This window comes from Mesorhizobium sp. WSM4822, assembly GCF_055811155.1.
Genome location: NZ_JBVVQM010000009.1, coordinates 18,599 through 40,695 on the forward strand (window position 1 = coordinate 18,599; position 22,097 = coordinate 40,695).

The window sequence follows — 22,097 nt, forward strand, 5'->3', positions numbered from 1 at the left end:
GTGAGTAATTGCCCAAAGCCAAGGCAAATGCTCATCTTGGTTCAAGGGAGGAATTTGATGAAACTTCGCACGCTCACCCTGGGCTTGTTGTCGGCCAGCACGCTTGCGTTCGCCGCACATGCCGAATCCATCACCATCGCCACCGTCAACAATGGCGATATGGTCCGCATGCAAAAGCTGACCGAGGACTTCACCAAGGCGAACCCCGACATCCAGCTCAACTGGGTCACGCTCGAAGAAAACGTGCTGCGCGAGCGCGTCACCACCGACATCGCCACCAAGGGCGGCCAGTACGACGTGATGACCATCGGTACCTACGAGGTTCCGATCTGGGCCAAGCAGAGTTGGCTGCTGCCGCTCGACAAGCTCGGCGACGACTATGACGCCAAGGACATCATCCCCGCCATCGCCGGCGGCCTTTCGGTCGACGGCAAGCTCTATGCCGCGCCCTTCTACGGCGAAAGCTCCTTCGTCATGTACCGCAAGGACCTGATGGAGAAAGCCGGACTGAAGATGCCCGACGCGCCGACCTGGGACTTCATCAGGCAGGCCGCCGACAAGATGACCGACCGCGCGAATGGCGTGAACGGTGTCTGCCTGCGCGGCAAGGCCGGCTGGGGCGAGAACATGGCCTTCCTGACCGCCATGTCGAACTCCTTCGGCGCGCGCTGGTTCGACGAGAACTGGAAGCCGCAGTTCGATCAGCCGGAATGGAAGAACACGCTGCAGTTCTATGTCGACCTGATGAAGGCCGACGGCCCCGAGGGTGCGTCCTCCAACGGCTTCAACGAAAACCTGGCGCTGTTCCAGCAGGGCAAATGCGGCATGTGGATCGACGCCACCGTCGCTGCGTCCTTCGTCTCCGATCCCAAGGCATCGCAGGTCGCAGACAAGGTTGGATATGCGCTGGCACCCGACAATGGCCTGGGCAAGCGCGGCAATTGGCTGTGGGCATGGTCGCTGGCGATCCCCGCCGGGACGCAGAAAGCCGATGCCGCCCAGAAGTTCGTCTCCTGGGCGACCAGCAAGCACTATGCCGAACTGGTCGCTTCGAAGGAAGGCTGGGCCAACGTTCCTCCGGGCACGCGCTCCTCACTCTATGCCAACGCCGAGTACCAGAAGGCGGCTCCGTTCGCCAAGATGACGCTGGACTCCATCAATGCCGCCGATCCGACGCATCCGACCGTCAAGCCGGTGCCCTATGTCGGCGTCCAGTTCGTCGCCATCCCTGAGTTCCAGGGACTTGGCACCACGGTCGGCCAGCTCTTCTCGGCGGCTCTTGCCGGCCAGTCGAGCGTCGACGATGCGCTGAAGCAGGCCCAGGACGCTGCCACCGCGGCAATGACCGAAGGCGGATACATCAAGTAAGGCTCCTCCCGGTGCCGACTGCCGGTCGCCTCCTTGACCGGCAACGGCCGCCCGAATTCCCAGTTCGGGCGGCCGCCTTTAACGCCTTTTGAAAATTCAGTCTGACCATTGAAGGGTGACCGTCATGGCTACTCAGCAGACCCGTTCGCTTGCCCGTTTCATGATGGCGCCATCCGTGGTGCTGCTGTTCGTCTGGATGATTGTGCCGCTGGTCATCACCATCTGGTTCTCCTTCCAGCAGTACAATCCGCTCAATCCGATCCGCGACGGCTTTGTCGGCTTCTCGAATTACGCGCTGTTCTATTCCAACCCGGCCTTCCTGCAGTCGATCCTCAACACGCTCACCTTGGTGGTCAGCGTGCTCCTGATCACGGTGATCGGCGGTATCCTTCTGGCGCTGCTGATCGACCAGCCGATGTGGGGCCAGGGCATCGTGCGCATCCTGGTCATTTCGCCGTTCTTCGTCATGCCGCCGGTGGCCGCATTGGTGTGGAAGAACATGATCATGCACCCGCAATATGGGGTGTTCGCCGACATAGCGCGCTTCTTCGGGGCCCAGCCGATCGACTGGTTCGGGCAGCATCCGATGCTGGCGATCATCATCATCGTCGCCTGGCAATGGCTGCCTTTCGCCACGCTCATTCTCTTGACCGCGCTGCAGTCGCTCGACGGCGAGCAGAAGGAAGCCGCCGAGATGGACGGCGCCGGCTTCATCAGCCGCTTCATCTATCTGACGCTGCCGCACATGTCGCGCGCCATCACGGTCGTCATCCTGATCCAGACGATCTTCCTTCTCTCCGTCTATGCCGAGATCCTCGTCACCACCAATGGCGGCCCGGGATACGCCTCCACCAACCTGCCCTTCCTCGTCTACCAGAAGGCGTTGCTGGAGTTCAAAATCGGCCAGGCATCCGCCGGCGGTGTGATCGCCGTCATTCTCGCCAACATCGTTGCCTTCTTCGCCATGCGCGCCGTCGGCAAGAACCTGGACAAGTAAGGGAGGCTACGATGGCACGCTCAGTCACCACCCAGCACAAGACGATTGCGACAGTTGCCGCCTGGATCGTCGCCTTGCTGATCTTCTTCCCGATCCTCTACACGATCATCACCTCGTTCAAGTCGGAGCAGGAAGCCATCCAGGGCTTCAGCATCATCCCGTCGGGAACGTTCGAGAGCTATGCCGAGGTTCAGGCGCAGAGCGGCTACTTCAAATTCTTTTTCAACTCGGTGCTGCTCTCGGTCGGCTCGACCATCCTGGCCCTGCTCGTCGCCATACCGGCGGCATGGTCGATGGCCTTCTCGCCGACCAAGCGGACCAAGGACATCTTGATGTGGATGCTGTCCACCAAGATGATGCCCGCGGTCGCGGTGCTGTTCCCGATCTACCTGATCTTCCGCGACACAGGACTGCTCGACAGCCGCATCGGCCTGATGATCATGCTGATGCTGATCAATCTGCCGATCGTGGTGTGGATGCTCTACACCTATTTCCGCGAAATCCCGGGCGAGATCCTGGAAGCGGCGCGCATGGACGGCGCATCGCTGTGGAACGAGATCATCTATGTGCTGACGCCGATGGCGGTGCCGGGCATCGCCTCGACGATGCTGCTCAACATCATCCTGGCCTGGAACGAGGCGTTCTGGACGATCCGGCTGACGACGACGGAAGCAGCACCCCTGACCGCCTTCATCAGCTCGTTCTCCAGCCCGCAAGGCCTGTTCTGGGCCAAGCTCTCGGCCGCCTCGACACTGGCCATCGCGCCGATCCTGATCATGGGCTGGTTCAGCCAGAAGCAGCTGGTGCGCGGCCTGACATTTGGTGCGGTCAAATAATTGATGGCGCGGTGAAGTAACGGAATTGCCCGAAGCAATCGGCAGAAATAACCCCTCGGGGAGGAAATCATGGGAAACATCACGCTCAAGAACGTCTCCAAATCCTTCGGAGCGACGTCCATCATCCCCGGTCTCGACCTGGTGATCGAGAATGGCGAGTTCGTCGTCTTCGTCGGCCCGTCGGGTTGCGGCAAGTCAACGCTGCTGCGGCTGATCGCCGGGCTCGAGGACACCAGCGGCGGCTCCATCAACATCGACGGCCGCGACGTCACCGGCGAGGCACCGGCCAAGCGCAAGCTCGCCATGGTGTTCCAGTCCTACGCGCTCTATCCGCACATGACGGTGGCCAAGAACATCGGCTTCCCGCTGAAGATGGCCGGCGAGGACAAGGCGACGATCGACAAGAAGGTGGGAGACGCGGCGCGCGTGCTCAACCTGACGAACTATCTCGAACGCCGGCCCGGCCAGCTTTCCGGCGGCCAGCGCCAGCGCGTCGCCATCGGCCGCGCCATCGTGCGTCAGCCGACCGCCTTCCTGTTCGACGAACCGCTGTCCAATCTCGATGCGGCACTGCGCGGCACCATGCGGCTGGAGATCAGCGAGCTGCACCATCAGCTCAAGACGACCATGATCTACGTCACCCATGACCAGGTCGAAGCCATGACCATGGCCGACAAGATCGTCGTGCTGAACGCCGGCAACATCGAGCAGGTCGGCTCGCCGATGGAGCTCTACAAGACGCCGAAGAACCTGTTCGTCGCCGGCTTCATCGGCTCGCCGAAGATGAACCTGATCGAAGGCACGCCGGCTGCCAAAAACGGCGCCAAGACCATCGGCATCCGTCCCGAACACCTGGAGATCTCGACCACGGCGGGCGAATGGAAGGCGGTCGTCGGCGTCGCCGAGCATCTCGGCTCCGACACCTTCCTGCATGTCCAGGCCGATGGCGTCGGCCCGCTGACAGTGCGCGCCGACGGCGAACTCGGCGTCCATCATGGCGATACCATCTATCTAACGCCCGACAAGGCCAAGCTGCATCGCTTCGGCGCCGACGGGAAGGCAATCTGAACATGCGGCTGGCCGGCAAATCCGCGCTGATCACAGGTTCGGCCCGCGGCATCGGCAGAGCCTTCGCCGAAGCCTATGCCGGCGAAGGCGCCACCGTCGCCATAGCCGACATCAATCTGGATGCGGCGGAGAAGACGGCCGCTGAGATCGGCGGCAGGGCCTATGCGGTCAAGCTCGACGTCACCGACCTCGCCTCCATCGAGGCGGCGATGAAAGCCGTCGAGACGAAGACCGGCGGCCTCGATATCCTGATCAACAACGCCGCTCTTTTCGATCTGGCACCGATCGTCGAGATCACCAAGGCAAGCTACGACAAATTGTTTTCCGTCAATGTCGCCGGCACGCTGTTCATGCTGCAGGCAGCCGCCCGCTCGATGATCGCCGCTGGCCGGGGCGGCAGGATCATCAACATGGCAAGCCAGGCCGGGCGACGCGGCGAGGCGCTGGTCGGCGTCTATTGCGCCACCAAAGCCGCCGTCATTTCGCTGACACAGTCAGCGGGGCTCGACCTGATCAAGCACCGCATCAACGTCAACGCGATTGCCCCTGGCGTCGTCGACGGCGAGCACTGGGATCACGTCGATTCGCTGTTCGCCAAATATGAGAACCGGCCGAAGGGCGAGAAGAAGAAGCTGGTCGGCGAGGCAGTGCCGTATGGCCGCATGGGCACGGCGCAGGACCTCACCGGCATGGCGGTTTTTCTCGCCAGCAGCGACGCCGAATACATCGTCGCCCAGACCTACAATGTCGATGGCGGCCAGTGGATGAGTTGAGGCGGGGGACGGCCTCTGCTCCTCGTCCCTCCGCGGGGAGCAGAGGCCGACATCAGCGGGCGCGTAGCCAGTGCCACCCCTTATCCTCTCCCCGACCGGGAGAGGAGCGTAACGAAGGCCTAGATCCGGCCAAAGGGTAAAACAGATGACCGTGAAACTCTCGTCCTCAAACCTCTCCAAACTGCCCACTGAGGTCGCCGGGCCGAACTATGACCGCGCGACATTGAAGGCCGGCATCGTGCATTTCGGCGTCGGCAATTTCCATCGCTCGCATCAGGCCGTCTATCTCGACGATCTGTTCAATTCGGGCATCGGCCATGACTGGGCACTGATCGGCGCCGGCGTGTTCGACGGTGAAAAGATCGGCCGCGGCAAACTGGAAGAGCAGGACTGGCTGACCACGGTGGTCGAGCAGGACAGCGGCCATATGAGCGCCCGGGTCACCGGCGCCATGATCGACTTCCTGATGCCCGGCGATGCGGCCGGCATCATCGAACGGCTGGCCGACCCGGCGATCAAGATCGTTTCGCTGACCATCACCGAAGGCGGTTATTTCATCGATCCGGCATCCGGCGTGTTCAACCCGACCCACCCCGACATCGTCGCCGATGCGCAGCCCGGCGCGACGCCGAAGACGGTGTTCGGCATCATTCTTGCCGGGCTGGTGCGGCGGCGCGATGAAGGCACCGTGCCGTTCACGGTCATGTCGTGCGACAACATTCCCCACAATGGCCATGTCACCTCGGACGGCGTCATCGGTCTGGCCCGCCTGATCGACGAGGACCTGGCGAACTGGGTCAGCGAAAAGGTCGCCTTCCCGAACGGCATGGTCGATCGCATCACGCCGGCGACCACGGACCGCGAACGCGGCATCCTGGCCAAGGATTTTGGCCTCGAGGACAACTGGCCGGTGTTCTGCGAGCCGTTCCGGCAATGGGTGCTGGAGGACCATTTCACCGGCGGCCGGCCGCCACTGGAAAAGGTCGGCGTGCAGTTCGTCAAAGACGTTGCGCCCTATGAACTGATGAAAATCCGCATCCTCAATGGCGGCCACGCGACGATTGCCTATCCGGCCGGCCTGATGGACATCCATTTCGTCCATGAGGCGATGCAGGAGCCACTGGTGAGCGGTTTCCTAGCCAAGCTCGAACGGGAGGAAATCATCCCGACGGTGCCGCCGGTGCCGGACACGGTTCTGGAAGATTATTACCAGCTCATCGAGAGCCGCTTTTCCAATCCCAAGATCGGCGACACGGTGCGCCGGCTCTGCCTCGACGGCTCCAACCGCCAGCCGAAGTTCATCATCCCGACCATCGCCGACCGGCTGAAGGCCGGAAAGAGCGTCGCGGGCCTGGCACTGGAATCGGCGTTATGGTGCCGCTACTGCTTCGGCACGACGGATAGCGGCGCCGTCATCGAGCCCAACGATCCGAGCTGGGACCGGCTGCAGGCAACGGCAAAAGCGGCAAAGGATGCTCCCGCCGCCTGGCTTGCCATGGAGGACATCTATGGCGATGTCGGCCGCGCGACCGCGTTTGTCGAGGCCTTTGCACATGCGCTCAACGTGCTGTGGGCGAATGGCGCGCGCGCGACGCTGACGCGCTACCTCGCCGGCAAGCTCTGAGAGCCATTCTCGGCCATGACGCCTGAACTGGTCATCTTCGACTGTGATGGCGTGCTGGTCGACAGCGAGGCGCTCTCCGTCTCGGCGCTGCTCGGCATGGTCAAAGTCGCCGGCGGCAGCGTCAGTGAGGATGCCGCCTACGAGCATTTCCTCGGCAAGAGCATGAAAAGCGTGCGCGAGATCCTCGGCCGCGACTTCGGACTCGATATTACCGACCTGCACCTGACCGAGATGCGCGTCGAACTGATGCGCAAATTCCGCGAGGAGCTGAAGCCGATCGCCGGCGTCAGGAAGATGCTGCCCAAGCTTGGGCTGCCGTACTGTGTCGCGTCCTCAGGCACGCTCGACCGCATCCGCTACGCGCTCGACGTCACCGGATTGCTTGGGCTGATGGAGCCGCATCTGTTCAGTGCCACCATGGTGGCCAAGGGAAAGCCGGCGCCGGATCTGTTCCTGCATGCCGCCGCCAGCATGCGGGCCCATCCGCGCAAATGCCTCGTCGTCGAGGACAGCCCGGCCGGCATCATTGCTGCGCGCGCGGCGGGGATGCGCGTGTTTGCCTTCACCGGCGGCTCGCATGCCGGCAACCCGACCTTGAAAGCGCGGCTTGCGTCGAGTGAGCCGGACTTTATATTCGCTGACATGCTGCAATTGCCCGATCTGATTGCAGGCCTGGGAGCGAGAGACAGAGCATCTTGACGAAACAGTTCGTTTGCGCGGTCGATGTCGGCACCGGGAGCGCTCGCGCGGGCATTCTCGACACCACAGGCACCTTGCTCGGCCGCGCCGAGCGGCCGATCGCCATGAACCAGCCGAAGCCCGATCACGCCGAACATGATTCGCGCGATATCTGGTCGGCCGTCTGCACCGCCGTGCGCGCTGCCCGCGAAAAAGCCGGTGTCGAGCCTGAGGACATTGTCGGCATCTCCTTCGATGCCACCTGTTCGCTGGTGGTGCGCGACCGGCAAGGCGGCCAGCTCAGCGTCTCGGTCACCGGCGACAAGCGCTGGGACACCATCGTCTGGCTCGACCACCGCGCCATCGCCGAGGCCGACGAATGCACGGCAAGCGGCCACGCCGTGCTGAATTACATCGGCGGCGTCATGTCGCCGGAAATGGCGACGCCGAAGCTGATGTGGCTGAAGCGCAATTTGCCGCGCACGTGGAATGAAGCCGGCTATTTATTCGACCTGACCGATTTCCTGACCTGGCAAGCGACGGGCTCGCTGGCCCGCTCACAATGCACGCTGACCGCCAAATGGACCTATCTGGCGCATGAGGACACGGGATGGCGGCGCGATTTCTTCGAACTCGTCGGCCTCGGCGATCTTTTCGAGCACGGCAACCTGCCGGAAAAGGCCAGTCCCGTCGGCGCCGATATCGGTCGATTGACGGCGCAAGCGGCGGCCGAGCTTGGGCTGAGCGAGAAATGCCGGGTCGGCGCCGGGGTCATCGATGCCTATGCCGGCGCGCTTGGCGTGCTCGGCGGCTTTGCCGACGACGAACAGGACATCGGCCGGCATTTGGCGCTGATCGCCGGCACGTCGAGCTGCGTCATGGCGATGTCGCAGGATCCGCAGCCCTTCGCCGGCGTCTGGGGGCCGTATTACGGCGCGGCACTGCCCAGGCTGTGGCTGTCGGAAGGCGGCCAGTCGGCGACCGGCGCCCTGCTCGACCACATCATCCGCTGGCACGGCGCCGGCGGCGAGCCAGATGCCGCCATGCATGCGAAGATCGCCGGGCGTGTCGCCGAGCTGCGCGCCACCGAGGGCGACAACCTCGCCGCAAGGCTGCATGTGCTGCCCGACTTTCATGGCAACCGCTCGCCGCTCGCCGATCCGCATGCCGTCGGCGTCGTCAGCGGGCTGACGCTGGATTCCTCCTTCGACAGCCTGTGCAAGCTCTACTGGCGCACCGCCGTCGGCATCGCGCTCGGCGTGCGCCACGTGCTGGAGGCGCTGAACGAGAACGGCTATCTGATCGACACGCTGCACGTCACCGGCGGCCACACCAAGAACCCGCTGCTGATGGAGCTCTATGCCGACGCCACCGGCTGCACGGTGGTCGAGCCGCTGGCCGACGAGGCGGTGCTGCTCGGCACCGGCATGATCGCCGCCACCGCGGCCGGGCTGTTTCCCGACCTCAACGCGGCCTGTCTTGCCATGCAGCAAGGCGGCCGGACGCGCCCGTCGAACCCGAAATCATCAGGGCGTTTCGAGCGCGACTACAAGGTTTTCCTCGAGATGCACCGCCAGCGGCGGATGCTGGACGCGATCCGGTAGAGCATTTGGGCCGGTCGCTGGCTCAATCCGTTCCCGTCCCTCCTCTCTTGCCTTCATGTCGCGTTTCGTCCAGAAGCTGACGCAAACGCCGCGAAACCGAAGGTTTTGCCGTTTGACATGCGGCTTCCGGCTCTGGCCGACGTGCCGTAGCTGGAAAGAGCGGAACAATGTCTGCGATCGAAGCCGGCGCTCGCGCGCCGGAAAATCTTTGGCGTCAGGAAATCAGGGCGACGCTGGCGCTCGCCTGGCCGATGGTGCTGACCAATCTCGGCCAGACCGCGATGACGGCCACCGACGTCATGATGATGGGTCGTCTGGGTCCGGACACGCTGGCCAGCGGCGCGCTTGGCGCCAACCTTTATTTCATGCCGCTGATCTTCGGCCTCGGCCTGATGCTGGCGACCTCGCCGATGATCGCCACCGAGCTCGGCCGCCGCCGCTATTCGGTGCGCGACCTGCGCCGCACCGTGCGCCAGGGCCTGTGGCTGGCGATCCTGATCTCGATCCCGATCTGGCTCGTGCTTTGGCACGGCGAGGGCATTCTATTGGCCATGGGCCAGGACCCGGCGCTCGCCCATCAGGCCGGCATCTATCTGCGCTGGCTCGAATGGGCGGTGCTGCCGTTCTACGGCTATATCGTGCTGCGCTCGTTCATCTCGGCGCTGGAACGGCCGGGCTGGGCGCTGGTCATCGTCTTCGTCGCCGTCGCCTGCAACGTCTTCTTCAACTGGGTGTTCATGTTCGGCAATCTCGGCGTGCCGGCAATGGGCATTGCCGGGTCGGGCCTTGCCACCTCGCTGTCCTCAGCGCTGATGTTCATCGGCATGGCTGCCGTGGTGATGCTGGAGAAGAAGTTCCGCCGCTACCGTCTGTTCGGCCGCTTCTGGCGGTCCGACTGGCCGCGCTTCAAGGGTCTGCTGCGGCTCGGCCTGCCGATCGCCGGCATTCTCGCCTTCGAGGTGACGATCTTCAATGCGGCGGCCCTGCTGATGGGCCTGATCGACGCGGATTCGCTGGCCGCGCACGCGATCGCCATCCAGATCGCCTCGATCTCCTTCATGGTGCCGCTCGGCCTCAACCAGGCGGTGACGGTGCGCGTCGGCCTTGCGCACGGCGCCGGCAATCCGGAAGGCGTCTCGCGCGCCGGCTGGACCGCCTTTGTCATCGGCGTCTCGTTCATGGCGCTGATGGGGCTGGTGATGATCCTGTGGCCGCATCCGCTGATCAGCGCCTTCATCGATCTGGGCAATCCGGCCAATGCCAGGGTGATCGCGCTTGCCGTGTCGTTCCTGGCTTTTGCCGCGCTGTTCCAGGTCTTCGATGGCGCGCAGGCGGTTGCCGCCGGCATGCTGCGCGGCCTGCACGACACCAAGGTGCCGATGATCTATGCCGCGATCGGCTATTGGGGCATCGGCCTGCCGCTCGGCGTGCTGCTCGCCTTCCATTTCGGCCTGCATGGCGTCGGCATCTGGATCGGCCTGTCGACGGGGCTGGCCGTGGTGGCCGCGCTGCTTCTGGCGCGCTGGCTGCGGCGGGATCGGATCGCGCCGACTTTTGCGTTTGGGCATTGAAAGTAGAAATGGCCGCCGGGCACCGGCGGTCGTTTTTGCTAACATTGAGGCTCATTGCCGGGCCTGCAGAATTGCCTCGAAACGTCCGCTAAGCGCCATGAGCCGACGCTTGGCATCGAGGCAATGAACGTCTCATCACTCTTGACTCGTGCCACCCACAAGCTAAAGGTCAATTGGCCAGACCAATTTACCTGTTGTATTGAAGGCGACTTCGGGAGCAGGGAGCGATGCCTATTCAGGCTGTTGAGCCGCGTCGGCTTTATCGACAGGTCGCCGATCAACTGAGGCAGTTGATCGGCTCTGGTGAGTTTGCCGTTGGCGACCGTCTGCCGACGGAGCGGGAACTAGCCGACCAGTTGGGGATCTCGCGCCCGACGGTCCGTGAAGCGCTGATTGCGCTTGAGGTTGAGGGCCGCATACGCATTCGCGTAGGCTCTGGCATCTACGTCACTGCCCCGCCGCGCGCCGAAATACTCGCCGCAGAAACGGATGAAGGCCCGTTCGAACTGCTGCGGGCGCGGGAGTTCATCGAAGGTGCGATCGCCGCGGAAGCCGCTCTCCAGGTTCGGCCGACCGATCTCGATCTGCTCGAAGATGCGCTGCGCCGGATGGACGACATAAGCCTGCCCGCCACCACGACCATCATGCTTGACCGGGAATTCCATACGACGGTGGCGGGCATCCTCGGCAACGCGGTGCTGGTGCGTTTTATCGGCGAGATGTTCGACCAGCGCATGAACCCCTATTTCGAACGTCTCTCGAGCTATTTCGAGAACAAGGACTCATGGCGGGCCGCCGCGGTAGAGCATCGCGCGGTGCGCGACGCAATCGCGGCGCGCGATCCGGAAAGGGCAAAGGCGGCGATGCAGGAGCATCTGCGTCGGTCGCAACTTCGATTCTCACGCAATTTCGGTGAGAGCCCCGCAACCATGGAGGTTGCGGAATAGAACCGGCCGGGAGGAGATCCGGCCGTCATCGGTCCAACCACAGGGAGGAATGAAGATGTTTTCAAGGTATACCGCACTGCTCTGCGCGATCGCCACGGTCGCTCTGCCCATGGCTTCGGCCTCGGCACAAACGGCGTTGAAATGGGCGCATGTGTATGAAACGTCCGAGCCCTTCCACACGGAGGCCGTGTGGGCGGCAGAAGAAATCAAGAAGCGCACCGACGGGCGCTATACGATCGACGTGTTTCCGGCGTCCCAACTCGGCAAGGAAGCAGATATCAATCAGGGTCTGACTCTGGGCACGGTCGACATCATCATTTCCGGATCAAGCTTCGCGGCGCGCGAATTCCCGCCGATCGGGGTGACCTATTTTCCGTTCACCTTCCGCGACGCCGACCACCTGCTCGCTTACGCGAAAAGCGACAAATACAAGGAACTGACCGGCGGCTACGAGGAAGCATCCGGCCATCACATCACAGCAACGACCTACTACGGCACGCGCCATACCACCTCGAACCGGCCTATCGCGAAATGCGCGGACATGGCGGGCCTGAAGATCCGGGTGCCGGATGTGCCGGCCTACCTCGCAATGCCGCGCGCCTGCGGTGCCAACACTGCCCCGATCGCCTTCGCCGAGGTCTATCTGGCTCTGCAGCAGGGCACCGTCGAGGCACAGGAAAACCCGCTGACGACGATCGACGCGAAGAAATTCTACGAGGTGCAGAAGCACATCGTCCTGACCGGTCATATCGTCGACCATCTCAACACGATCGTGTCGAAATCGCGCTGGGCCGAGCTCTCTGACGCGGACAAGGCGATCCTCACCGAAGTGATGCAGGAAGCCGCCGCGCGCGCCACCAAGATCATCGTGGATCGCGAGAAGGCCCTCGTTCAGACCTTCAAGGACCGCGGCCTGACCGTGACCGAAGTCGATCGGGCCGACTTCGAGAAGAACGTGATGGAAAAAGTGACGTTCGAGGAGTTCGGTTACCGCAAGGCAGATTGGGAGGCGATCCGCGCCATCAAGTAATCGCTTTCAAACCGGTCCGGAGTGCGTCCGGACCGGTTTGAACAATGACAGCGCAGGTCGTTCAACCCGGAGCCATGCCGATGACTGAAGAGATTCACAACCCGGTGACAGCCGAAGAACTGGCGCATGCCTTCGAGGAGGAGACCGCGCCCGTCGACCTCTCTCGCTACGCAGTCGAGGACTGGGCGACGCTCGCCGTGTTCTGGGGCATGTCGTTCTGCGTCTTCCTGCAGTTCTTCACCCGCTATGTCCTCAACAACAGCTATGCCTGGACCGAAGAGATCGCGATCAACTGCCTTGTCGTCGTCGTGTTTCTGGGGTCCGTGATGTGCACCCGCATGTCGCGCCACATCCAGGTCGATGTGCTCTACCACTATCTGCCGGCGCGGGTCGGGCGCTATCTGGCGCTTGCGGTGAACCTGATCACCATCGGCTTTTTCGCCTACATGTCCTGGCTTCTGTGGCGCTATGTCGGGATCGTCCACCGCGAGCGGATGGTCACGATCAACCTGCCGCGCAACGTCGTCTTCTACTCCGTATTCGCCGGCTTCGTGCTGATGATGCTTCGCGCGGTCCAGGTATTCGTCGGCAATGTTCGCCGCGGCTACTCGGTGCTCGAGCGCCCCGCCGCATTCGACGGGTTGGGGGAGTAAGGCGATGCTGCTTTTGATCGGTGCCTTTCTCGTCCTGATGCTAATCGGTGTGCCCGTCGCCGTGTCGATGGCCGTCTCGTCGCTGCTTTACCTCGTCTTCTATGGTGTGGCGCCCGACATCATCGCCGCGCAACGCATGATCGCCGGCGTCGAGAGTTTTCCGCTGCTCGCCGTGCCCTTCTTCATCTTTGCCGGCAATCTCATGAACATCGCCGGCGTCACCGGGCGCATCTATTCCTTCGCACTAGCGCTTGTCGGCTGGATGAAGGGCGGCCTCGCTCAGGTAAACATTATCGGATCGGTGGTTTTCGCTGGCATGTCCGGCGCGGCCCTCGCGGATGCTGCCGGGATCGGCACGATCGAGATCAAGGCCATGCGCGATCACGGCTATCCGGTCGAGGCGGCGGTCGGCGTCACCGCTGCATCGTCGACGCTCGGCCCGATCTTTCCGCCGTCGCTGCCCTTTGTCATCTACGGTATGATGGCCAACGTCTCCATCGGTGCCCTGTTCATGGCAGGCATCCTGCCCGGCGTCGTCATGACGGTGCTGATGATGGTGACGGTCGCCATCTTCGCCTATCGCCGCGGCTGGGGCTCCGACACGCCGTTCGAACTGCGCAAACTCGGCGCCGCGTCTCTCGAGATCCTGGTCGTCGCCTGCTTTCCGGTTCTGGTCTACATATTGGTCAGCGCCGGGTTGTCGCTCAACATCTCCGTCGGCATCGCTCTCGCGGTTCTGATCGCCTGCGACTGGTATTTCGACTTCTCCGCCGTGATGGCTTTGATGACGCCCATCATCCTGATCGGCGGCATGACAATGGGTTGGTTCACGCCAACCGAGGCGGCCATGGCCGCGGTCATCTGGTCGCTGTTCCTGGGGCTGGTGCGCTATCGCACGATGACTTTCGCAACGCTGGCCAAGGCCAGCTTCGACACGATTGAGACGACGGCGTCGGTTCTGTTCATCGTCACCGCGGCGTCGATCTTCGCGTGGCTGCTAACCGTCAGCCAAGCGGCGCAGATGTTCTCGATATTCATCACCTCGCTGACAGAGAACAAATGGGTGTTCCTAATTCTGATCAACATCCTGATGCTGGTGGTGGGATGCTTTCTTGATACCATCGCCGCGATCACCATCCTCGTGCCGATCCTATTGCCCATCATCGTCCTGTACGGCATCGACCCCGTGCACTTCGGCCTAATCATGACGCTCAACCTGATGATCGGCCTGCTGCATCCGCCGCTCGGCATGGTGCTGTTCGTTCTCTCGCGGATCGCCAAGCTGTCGGTCGAGCGCACGACGATGGCGATCCTGCCTTGGCTCGTGCCGTTGCTGGTCGCGCTGATCCTGATCACCTTCATTCCGGCCATCACGCTGTGGCTGCCGACACAAATGGGACTGATCAAATGACCGGCAATGTGATCGCCGCGACGTTGTTCAGCCCCGAAGACCTGCGCATGGTGGAGCGTCCGCTCGAACCCCTTGTGTCGGGCATGGTGCGCGTGCGTTTCGGCGCTGGCGGCATATGCGGCTCCGACCTGCACTATTTTCGCCATGCGCGGACCGGCGATTTCGTCGTCACATCTCCGCTCGTACTCGGTCACGAGGTTGCTGGAGAGATTGTCGAGATCAACGCGGCAGCGTCCGGACTTGCCGTCGGTGACCGCGTTGCGGTCAACCCCTCGCGGTGGTGCGGGCACTGTGCGCGATGCGCTGAAGGCCGCGCCAATCTCTGCGAGAACATCTACTTCATGGGTTCGGCTTCCAGGACGCCGCATATGCAAGGGGGGTTCGCCAGCGTCTTCGACGCCACGCCGGCGCAATGCGTCAAGGTCCCGCAGCATGTGGCATATCAAGCGGCGGCACTCGCCGAGCCGCTCGCCGTCAGCCTGCATGCAGTGGCGCGGGCCGGCGCGATCGCTGACAGGAATGTCATCCTCTTCGGCGCCGGGCCGATCGGACTTCTCACCATGCTCGCGGCCAGGTTCAAAGGCTGCGGCGGAATAACTGTCGCAGACATAGCCGCGGCGCCGCTCGCCTTCGCCACCCGGTTGGGTGCAGAACAGACGATCGATCTTTCCGGCGGCGATGCCGAACTCAAGGCGCTTGCCGCCGACAGACCATTCGATGTTGCTTTCGAAATTTCAGGCACCGCGGCCGGCCTCACCGCGGCGATCGCCAGCGTCCGGCGCGGCGGCGTCGTCGTCCAGGTCGGCAATCTGCCGGGCGGCCAGATCCCGGTACCGGCCAACGCCGTCATGGCCAAGGAGATCGACCTGAAGGGGTCATTCCGTTTCGGCGCCGAATTCAATCAGGCGGTCGCTCTCATCGTCGATGGAGAAGTCGACGTCTTGAAGCTGGTTACCGCCGAACGCGTCCTTTCGTCCGCACCCGAGGCCTTCCGCCTCGCCGCCGACCGCTCCCAAAGCGTCAAGGTTGTTCTGACTGCAGAGTGACGGACGCGCATGCTGCGGCGCTGGCCTCCTGGCGCAGGCAACTGGTCTCCGGCCACGCCGGCCGGTTCTGGCGCGCCGACTGGCCGCGCTTCAAGGGCCTGTTGCGGCTCGGCCTGCCGATCGCCGGCATTCTCGCCTTCGAGGTGACGATCTTCAATGCGGCGGCCCTGCTGATGGGCCTGATCGACGCGGATTCGCTGGCCGCGCACGCGATCGCCATCCAGATCGCCTCGATCTCCTTCATGGTGCCGCTCGGCCTCAACCAGGCGGTGACGGTGCGCGTCGGCCTTGCGCACGGCGCCGGCAATCCGGAAGGCGTCTCGCGCGCCGGCTGGACCGCCTTTGTCATCGGCGTCTCGTTCATGGCGCTGATGGGGCTGGTGATGATCCTGTGGCCGCATCCGCTGATCAGCGCCTTCATCGATCTGGGCAATCCGGCCAATGCCAGGGTGATCGCGCTTGCCGTGTCGTTCCTGGCTTTTGCCGCGCTGTTCCAGGTCTTCGATGGCGCGCAGGCGGTTGCCGCCGGCATGCTGCGCGGCCTGCACGACACCAAGGTGCCGATGATCTATGCCGCGATCGGCTATTGGGGCATCGGCCTGCCGCTCGGCGTGCTGCTCGCCTTCCATTTCGGCCTGCATGGCGTCGGCATCTGGATCGGCCTGTCGACGGGGCTGGCCGTGGTGGCCGCGCTGCTTCTGGCGCGCTGGCTGCGGCGGGATCGGATCGCGCCGCCGCTGGTGTTCGGGGGTTGAAACAGGACGGTCGCCATGTCCCGACCTTGTAGCTGATTAAGCGGCGCCTGCAGAAACGTTCGTGCCGTGAGCCGGCGCTTGGCACCGAGGCAATGAACGTCTTGGCCGAGAGCGGAACTATGTTCCCTTCACGATTCTCGGCTTGCTCGGCCGGCGGGATTGAGCTGCGCTCTCGAGGGCCTGGGCCAACCGCTTCTCGTCTTCTATGGCGCGATCGACTGCCTCGATTTCTTCCTGGAGCGCCTTCAGCTCGGCTCCGTAGCTGGAGCCATCGCTGTCCCCTATCTGAAAGCCACTTGCCCGCATTGCGTCGCGGGTATGGTGCACGTTGCGGACTCCTTCGCGTCGGGTTGCGACCAGGATTTCCCTGAACTCTCCAAGACGTTCAACGTGATTGCGAGTCATTGCGTTCTCCTATTTCGTCGTCATCGTCGCCGACGGCGATTCAGAACGGCTAAAAACTACGGCGCAGACCGTTTAAGTGAATACAGGAGATACTCTCGACAAAGCATGAGTGCGGAAGCTCAAATTTGAACGTCTTGCAACAAGTTGGAGCGCGGCAGCGGAGATGGCTCGGGACCCGAGCCGGTCGGCGCATGGGCAACCCGGCCGTCCTCGAACCGCGCTTCAGCTTGTTATCTGTTCGGCGACAGCCTCTTCGAGGCCGGCTGCGGCTTGAGCGGCGAGACCGCGCGCCGCCGCCTGTGAATCGTAAAACTCCTCGAGCGCATGAACCGTGCCCCACCGCAGCGTGAACACGTGGAGACCACGGTTGATGTAGGACGTATCGCCGTTGAGCAGGGTTGCGGTGCCATCCCACTGGGCAAACACGGTGGTATGCCACGGCCAACCCTTCACCCAGACGTGGTTGACCGTGAGATGGAGAGTGGGCAGAACACGGCCGAGGCGCTCGAACCAGCGGCGCAGGGCTTGCTTGTCGTGGCGCTCCCCACCAAGCGCGTGGGCGCCACCAACCCGGTGATGGACATGCGGCGCGATGGCCTTCACCGCCGCGTCCCAGCGATGGTTGTTGACGTCGTCGAAGCTCTGCCGGATCGATTTCTCGACAAAATAGCTGTAAAGCATGTGACCTCTCTCCGAACTTATTGGTGGCGCGCCGTTCCGACGCGAGAGCCCCGGCCAGCATCGCGCGGCCGCGGGCCTGCGCGTCAGGTCAGGGCATTGTCGCGTCGGCTCGCAGGGATGTGTCAGTCTCGGTCGAGACCGTCACTTCCTTACCGGACCTTGAGAACGAGTAGAGCGAGCCCGGGTAGCCCGGTATGGAAAACGACACAGCGTCACTGTTGGCGAGGCCCATGACAACCCGCAGCGGATCACCCCCGGCCTTCGGTGCGAAAGTGGCGGTGACCTCAAGCAGGTCGCCGCGCGGAACGTAGTAGGCCACCATGTCCAGGTGTCCCTGGTGCAGGCTGCCGCCTTCGATCGGGCGTCCGATGGTGGCTTCCTCGGCAAGAGCCGGGGTTGCAAGAAACAGCGCTGCCAGCAGCGAGGCGCTCAGGGTTTTGCGGATCATCTCATTTGTCCTTTTTTAGATTGCGTTCACCCTCTATATAGGGTATAGATTACGAATGCAATCTAAAAAAGGAGATGACGATGCGTGTGAGTCGCACTCAGGCCGCGGAAAACCGCGAGACCGTGATCAATGTGGCAAGCCGGCTTTTCCGGGAGCGCGGCTTTGACGGCATCGGCCTCAAGGACCTGATGAAGGGTGCCGGGCTGACCCAGGGCGCCTTTTACAAGCAATTCGAGTCGAAGGACGATCTGGCGGCGCTGGCGTCCAGGCGGGCGATGGAAAGCGCCACCCACAAATGGTCGGCCGCGACCGCCGCACATCCTGGGAGCCCGCTCGACGGGGTGATCTCATTCTACCTCAGCATGGATCATCGCGGGGAAAAGATGGACGGCTGCCCGGTCGTTGCGCTCGGTTCGGATGCAGCCAGGCAGGGTGCCGAGGTGAAGGCGTCATTCGAAGCCGGCATCAAGGCGTACCTTGAGATGCTCGGCGGTTGGGTTGGCGAGGGCGACAGCGAAAAGACCGGCAACAAGGCAATGGCCGTTCTCTCGACGATGGTCGGCGCGGTGGTGCTCTCGCGGGTCGTCAACGACCCCGACCTCGCGCGGGCTTTTCTGGATGCGGCGGCCGATCAGGTTCGCGAAGCAGTCGCCCCTTGAACGGCGCGAGCAGTGCCGCCGGCACACCAAGGACAGGAGAGCAGATGCAACGGATTGTCGTCACGGGCATGGGAGCGGTCACGCCTCTTGCCGCCAATGTCGAAGCGTCCTGGTCACGCCTGCTTGCCGGCCGGTCGGGCGTTCGCAGGCTTCCGGACGATGTGGTGGGAGAGCTGCCGGTTAAGATTGGCGGCGTGGTTCCCTCCCTGGGCGAAGATCCGGAGGCTGGGTTCGATGCCGATGCCGTCCTGTCCGCGAAGGATCAACGCAAGGTGGACCGGTTCATTCTCTTTGCGCTGGCTGCGGCGGAAGAGGCGCTCGCGCAGGCGCAATGGAAGCCTGCCCTGGAAACGGATCGCCTGCGCACGGCCACGATCATCGCTTCAGGGGTCGGCGGGTTTCCCGCCATCACCGAGGCGGTGCGCACGGTGGACCTGCGTGGCGCCCGCCGCCTGTCGCCCTTTACGGTGCCGTCCTTCCTGGTAAACCTCGCGGCGGGCCACATCTCGATCCGTCATGGTTTCAAAGGTCCACTCGGCGCACCGGTGACGGCATGCGCGGCGGGCATCCAGGCGATCGGCGACGCCGCCCGCCTGATCCGCGCGAACGAAGCCGACATCGCCGTGTGCGGCGGAACGGAAGCGTGCATCAACACCGTCAGCCTCGGCGGTTTCGCCGCGGCGCGCTCTCTTTCAACCGGCTTCAATTGGGCGCCGGCTCAAGCCTCGCGCCCTTTCGACACATCGCGGGACGGCTTCGTCATGGGCGAAGGAGCCGGCGTGCTGGTCATCGAGGCATTGGACCACGCGTTGGCGCGCGGCGCAAAGCCGTTGGCTGAGCTCGTCGGCTACGGCACGACCGCCGATGCCCACCACGTCACCTCCGGACCGGAGGACGGCGACGGCGCGCGCCGGGCCATGCAGATCGCGATTGCCCAGGCAGGGATTTCGCCACGCCAGGTTCGCCATCTCAATGCGCATGCGACATCCACGTCAGTCGGTGACCTGGGTGAGATCGAAGCGATCAAGAGCGTGTTCGGGCGCGATTCCGCGATAGCTGTCAGTGCGACGAAATCGGCGACCGGACATCTGCTCGGAGCGGCCGGCGGGCTTGGTGCGATCTTCGCAATCCTGGCGCTCAGGGATCAGGTCGCCCCGCCAACCCTCAACCTGGGCGAGGCCGATCCAGCCGGCGACGGAATCGACTTCGTCGCAAACGCGCCCCGGCCCATGGAGATGGAGTACGCGATCGCCAATGGCTTCGGCTTTGGCGGCGTGAATGCCAGCGCCCTGTTCAGACGCTGGAACTAATCGGTTGCCAGACGCAGTCATGACCAACGCCCTTTGCCCCGGCCTCTCATGCTTTCCCCAATCCGATCCAACGCAAAGAAGGATATGATTTCCATGAACAAGACCAATCCTGGCGTCGCCCTGGTCACAGGGGCATCTTCCGGCATCGGGCGCGCTACCGCCGATGCCTTGCTAGGCGCCGGCTTTCGCGTCTTCGGAACCAGCCGTCGCGCGGCCTCCCGGCCATCCGCCGGCGTGACCATGCTGACCTGCGACGTGACCGACGACGCGTCCGTTGCGACAATGGTCGATGACGTTCTGGCCAAGGCCGGACGCATCGACCTGCTTGTCAACAATGCCGGTATGGGCCTGTTTGGCGGCGCAGAGGAGTCCTCGACCGCCCAGGCTAAGGCGCTGTTTGACGTGAACGTCTTCGGCGTCTTGCGTGTGACCAACGCGGTGCTGCCGGCAATGCGGCGCCAAGGGAAGGGCGGAATCGTGAATTTGAGTTCGGTGCAGGGGTTCATCCCCGCTCCCTATTTCGCACTCTACTCGGCGACCAAACATGCCATCGAGGGTTATTCGGAGTCGCTCGATCACGAATTGCGCCCGTTCGGCATCCGCGTTTCGCTGGTGGAGCCCGCCTATACCCGCACGGCATTCGAGGACAATCTTGCCGCCCCCGACCGGTCGCTCGAAATCTACGATTCCGCGCGCGCCGGGATGACTGTATCCGTGCGGAAATCGATGGAAAAAGGCGATGCGCCCGAAGTGGTCGCCAACACCGTTTTGGCCGCAGCGACCGATCCCGCGCCGAAGAAACGCTATGCGGCGGGAAAAATGGCGCGCCAGGTCAGTTTCCTGCGTCGTTTCGTCCCCGCGTCCGCATTCGACAAGAGCCTGCGCAAGCAGCTTGGGCTGCCGGCCTGAAATCGAGCGCTGCCTTGGCGCGTCAGCGAGCAGCCGCCTGTTTCTCGAGCCTGCGGGCGTATTGCGTCAGCGGAAAGCACATGACGAAGAAGATCAGAGCCACCAGCCCGTAGACCTTGAACGGTTCGAAGGTCGCATTGTTGATGGCGTTGGAGGTCCGCACCAGCTCCTCGAAGCCGATGATCGAAGTGAGCGCGGTCGATTTGATCAGCTGAACCAGGAAGCCGACGGTGGGTGCGCGGGTGATCGAAAAGGCCTGCGGCAGGATGATCAGCCTCAGCTCCTGCAGATAGTGCAGGCCAAGGCTTGCGCCGGCGTCCCATTGCCCCAGGGGTAGCGCCGCGACGCCGGAGCGCCAGATTTCGGCGAGATAGGCGCTGGCGAAGAAGGTGAGGCCGAGCGCCGCCGCCGTCCACGGTTCGATGCGCAGGCCGAGCATCGGCAGCCCGAAGAACATCAGGAACAGCTGCATCAAGAGCGGCGTCCCCTGGAACAGGGCGATGTAGCCCGAGGCTATGCGCCTGCTCCACTTGTTTTTGGCGATCCTGAAGAACAGCACGACCAGGCCGACGATGCCGCCGCCGATGAAGGCGGCCAGCGATAGCAGCACCGTCCAGCGGGCGGCGAGCAGCAGGTTGCGCACGATGTCCCAGGAGGTGAACTCGATCATGATACGCCGGCTCCGAGCGCACGGCGCCCGCCTGACACCAGCAGCCGGCGCAAGGCCATCGACAGAGCGAGATAGACCAGCGTCACGACGAAATAGGTCTCGAAAGAGCGGAAGGTGCGCGCCTGCAGCATGTCGGCCTCGTAGGTCAGTTCACGCACGGCGATCTGCGACACCACGGCCGACTCCAGCATCATGATGACGATCTGGCTGGTGAGCGCGGGATAGATAATCTTGAGTGCCTGCGGCAGCACGATCTTGACGAACACCTGGCGTGGCCGCAGCCCAAGTGCGAGCGCTGCTTCCGTCTGTCCGCCGGGCACGGCGTCAAGCCCGGCGCCGACGATCTCGATCGTGTAGGCCGCCATGTTGAGCGTCATCGCCAGCATGGCGGCCAGGATCGGATCGAGCCGGATGCCCAGGCTGGGCAGGCCGAAGAAGATGAAGAACAGCTGCACCAGGAACGGCGTGTTGCGCATCACCTCGACGTAACAGGCGATCGCCCGCTTGAGCAGAACCGGGCCGTTTCGTCGCCCCGCGGCACCCAGGATGCTGAGCAGCGTTCCGGCCAGCGTGGTCACGGCGATCAGCAGGATCGTCGTGGCCGCGCCGTGCGCGATGTCGCCCAGAGCACCCGGGAGCCAGGCAAAGGCCACG

22 protein-coding genes and 1 pseudogene are annotated in these 22,097 nt (G+C 63.5%); 18 read left to right on the forward strand and 5 right to left on the reverse strand.

The annotated features are described in order from the left end of the window. Positions 1-57 precede the first annotated feature (57 nt). From AC0L3E_RS20730 to AC0L3E_RS20800, 15 genes and pseudogenes are all read left to right on the forward strand, one after another. Entirely contained in the window at positions 58-1,368 is a 1,311-nt protein-coding gene (locus AC0L3E_RS20730) for an ABC transporter substrate-binding protein (RefSeq protein ID WP_127268865.1), read from the forward strand. Positions 1,369-1,492: 124 nt separating this feature from the next. Continuing rightward, on the forward strand, positions 1,493-2,365 hold the full coding sequence (locus AC0L3E_RS20735; protein ID WP_013528414.1) for a carbohydrate ABC transporter permease: 873 nt from the start codon (positions 1,493-1,495) through the stop codon (positions 2,363-2,365). Positions 2,366-2,376: 11 nt separating this feature from the next. Continuing rightward, on the forward strand, positions 2,377-3,201 hold the full coding sequence (locus AC0L3E_RS20740; protein ID WP_127382577.1) for a carbohydrate ABC transporter permease: 825 nt from the start codon (positions 2,377-2,379) through the stop codon (positions 3,199-3,201). 69 nt (positions 3,202-3,270) lie between these two features. Continuing rightward, a complete protein-coding gene (locus AC0L3E_RS20745) occupies positions 3,271-4,269 on the forward strand; it encodes an ABC transporter ATP-binding protein (RefSeq protein ID WP_127272484.1) in 999 nt (332 codons plus the stop codon). A gap of 2 nt (positions 4,270-4,271) precedes the next feature. Next, positions 4,272-5,042 carry an L-iditol 2-dehydrogenase gene (locus AC0L3E_RS20750; RefSeq protein WP_292695508.1) on the forward strand — a complete coding sequence of 257 codons (771 nt, stop codon included), beginning with the start codon at positions 4,272-4,274 and terminating at the stop codon, positions 5,040-5,042. Between the two features lie 145 nt (positions 5,043-5,187). Next, positions 5,188-6,666, forward strand: a complete 1,479-nt coding sequence (locus AC0L3E_RS20755) for a mannitol dehydrogenase family protein (RefSeq protein ID WP_473605522.1) — start codon at positions 5,188-5,190, stop codon at positions 6,664-6,666. A gap of 15 nt (positions 6,667-6,681) precedes the next feature. Further along, entirely contained in the window at positions 6,682-7,365 is a 684-nt protein-coding gene (locus AC0L3E_RS20760) for an HAD family hydrolase (protein WP_128309210.1), read from the forward strand. Then, positions 7,362-8,948, forward strand: coding sequence for an FGGY-family carbohydrate kinase (locus tag AC0L3E_RS20765; RefSeq protein ID WP_128309211.1), 1,587 nt, complete (start codon positions 7,362-7,364; stop codon positions 8,946-8,948). Before AC0L3E_RS20760 ends, AC0L3E_RS20765 begins: the two co-directional genes overlap by 4 nt. 167 nt (positions 8,949-9,115) lie before the next feature. After that, a complete protein-coding gene (locus tag AC0L3E_RS20770; protein WP_473605523.1) occupies positions 9,116-10,519 on the forward strand; it encodes an MATE family efflux transporter in 1,404 nt (467 codons plus the stop codon). Positions 10,520-10,746: 227 nt separating this feature from the next. Beyond that, a complete protein-coding gene (locus tag AC0L3E_RS20775; protein ID WP_473605524.1) occupies positions 10,747-11,466 on the forward strand; it encodes a FadR/GntR family transcriptional regulator in 720 nt (239 codons plus the stop codon). A gap of 55 nt (positions 11,467-11,521) precedes the next feature. Continuing rightward, on the forward strand, positions 11,522-12,496 hold the full coding sequence (locus tag AC0L3E_RS20780) for a sialic acid TRAP transporter substrate-binding protein SiaP (protein ID WP_473605525.1): 975 nt from the start codon (positions 11,522-11,524) through the stop codon (positions 12,494-12,496). An 80-nt stretch (positions 12,497-12,576) separates the two neighbouring features. Next, entirely contained in the window at positions 12,577-13,149 is a 573-nt protein-coding gene (locus tag AC0L3E_RS20785; protein ID WP_473605526.1) for a TRAP transporter small permease, read from the forward strand. Positions 13,150-13,153: 4 nt separating this feature from the next. After that, a complete protein-coding gene (locus AC0L3E_RS20790; RefSeq protein WP_473605527.1) occupies positions 13,154-14,560 on the forward strand; it encodes a TRAP transporter large permease in 1,407 nt (468 codons plus the stop codon). Continuing rightward, on the forward strand, positions 14,557-15,606 hold the full coding sequence (locus tag AC0L3E_RS20795; RefSeq protein ID WP_473605528.1) for an L-idonate 5-dehydrogenase: 1,050 nt from the start codon (positions 14,557-14,559) through the stop codon (positions 15,604-15,606). Before AC0L3E_RS20790 ends, AC0L3E_RS20795 begins: the two co-directional genes overlap by 4 nt. 59 nt (positions 15,607-15,665) lie before the next feature. After that, a pseudogene (locus AC0L3E_RS20800) lies at positions 15,666-16,361 on the forward strand (MATE family efflux transporter); the annotation flags it as partial. Positions 16,362-16,478: 117 nt separating this feature from the next. Here the strand turns inward: AC0L3E_RS20800 and AC0L3E_RS20805 are convergent. From AC0L3E_RS20805 to AC0L3E_RS20815, 3 genes are all read right to left on the reverse strand, one after another. Then, positions 16,479-16,766, reverse strand: a complete 288-nt coding sequence (locus AC0L3E_RS20805) for a hypothetical protein (protein ID WP_127268438.1) — start codon at positions 16,764-16,766, stop codon at positions 16,479-16,481. A gap of 222 nt (positions 16,767-16,988) precedes the next feature. Next, the gene (locus AC0L3E_RS20810; protein WP_127268437.1) at positions 16,989-17,447 is read right to left on the reverse strand and encodes a nuclear transport factor 2 family protein; all 459 of its coding nucleotides are present in this window, start codon (positions 17,445-17,447) and stop codon (positions 16,989-16,991) included. 88 nt (positions 17,448-17,535) lie between these two features. Beyond that, positions 17,536-17,895, reverse strand: a complete 360-nt coding sequence (locus AC0L3E_RS20815; protein WP_128309213.1) for a fascin domain-containing protein — start codon at positions 17,893-17,895, stop codon at positions 17,536-17,538. A gap of 80 nt (positions 17,896-17,975) precedes the next feature. On the opposite strand from AC0L3E_RS20815, the gene AC0L3E_RS20820 reads away from it, so the two are divergent. The 3 genes from AC0L3E_RS20820 (at position 17,976) to AC0L3E_RS20830 (ending at position 20,773) form a co-directional block, all read left to right on the forward strand. After that, positions 17,976-18,554: a TetR/AcrR family transcriptional regulator gene (locus AC0L3E_RS20820; protein ID WP_127808341.1), complete on the forward strand. Its 579-nt coding sequence runs from the start codon at positions 17,976-17,978 to the stop codon at positions 18,552-18,554. A gap of 44 nt (positions 18,555-18,598) precedes the next feature. Next, entirely contained in the window at positions 18,599-19,864 is a 1,266-nt protein-coding gene (fabF, locus tag AC0L3E_RS20825; protein ID WP_473605530.1) for a beta-ketoacyl-ACP synthase II, read from the forward strand. 93 nt (positions 19,865-19,957) lie between these two features. Continuing rightward, complete coding sequence (locus AC0L3E_RS20830) at positions 19,958-20,773, forward strand: oxidoreductase (RefSeq protein ID WP_128309144.1); 816 nt, start codon at positions 19,958-19,960, stop codon at positions 20,771-20,773. 22 nt (positions 20,774-20,795) lie between these two features. On the opposite strand, the gene AC0L3E_RS20835 is transcribed toward AC0L3E_RS20830, so the two are convergent. Then, positions 20,796-21,443, reverse strand: a complete 648-nt coding sequence (locus AC0L3E_RS20835; RefSeq protein ID WP_127269243.1) for an amino acid ABC transporter permease — start codon at positions 21,441-21,443, stop codon at positions 20,796-20,798. Then, positions 21,440-22,096, reverse strand: a complete 657-nt coding sequence (locus AC0L3E_RS20840) for an amino acid ABC transporter permease (protein WP_127808345.1) — start codon at positions 22,094-22,096, stop codon at positions 21,440-21,442. The genes AC0L3E_RS20835 and AC0L3E_RS20840 overlap by 4 nt, the downstream gene beginning before the upstream one ends. Position 22,097 lies beyond the last annotated feature (1 nt).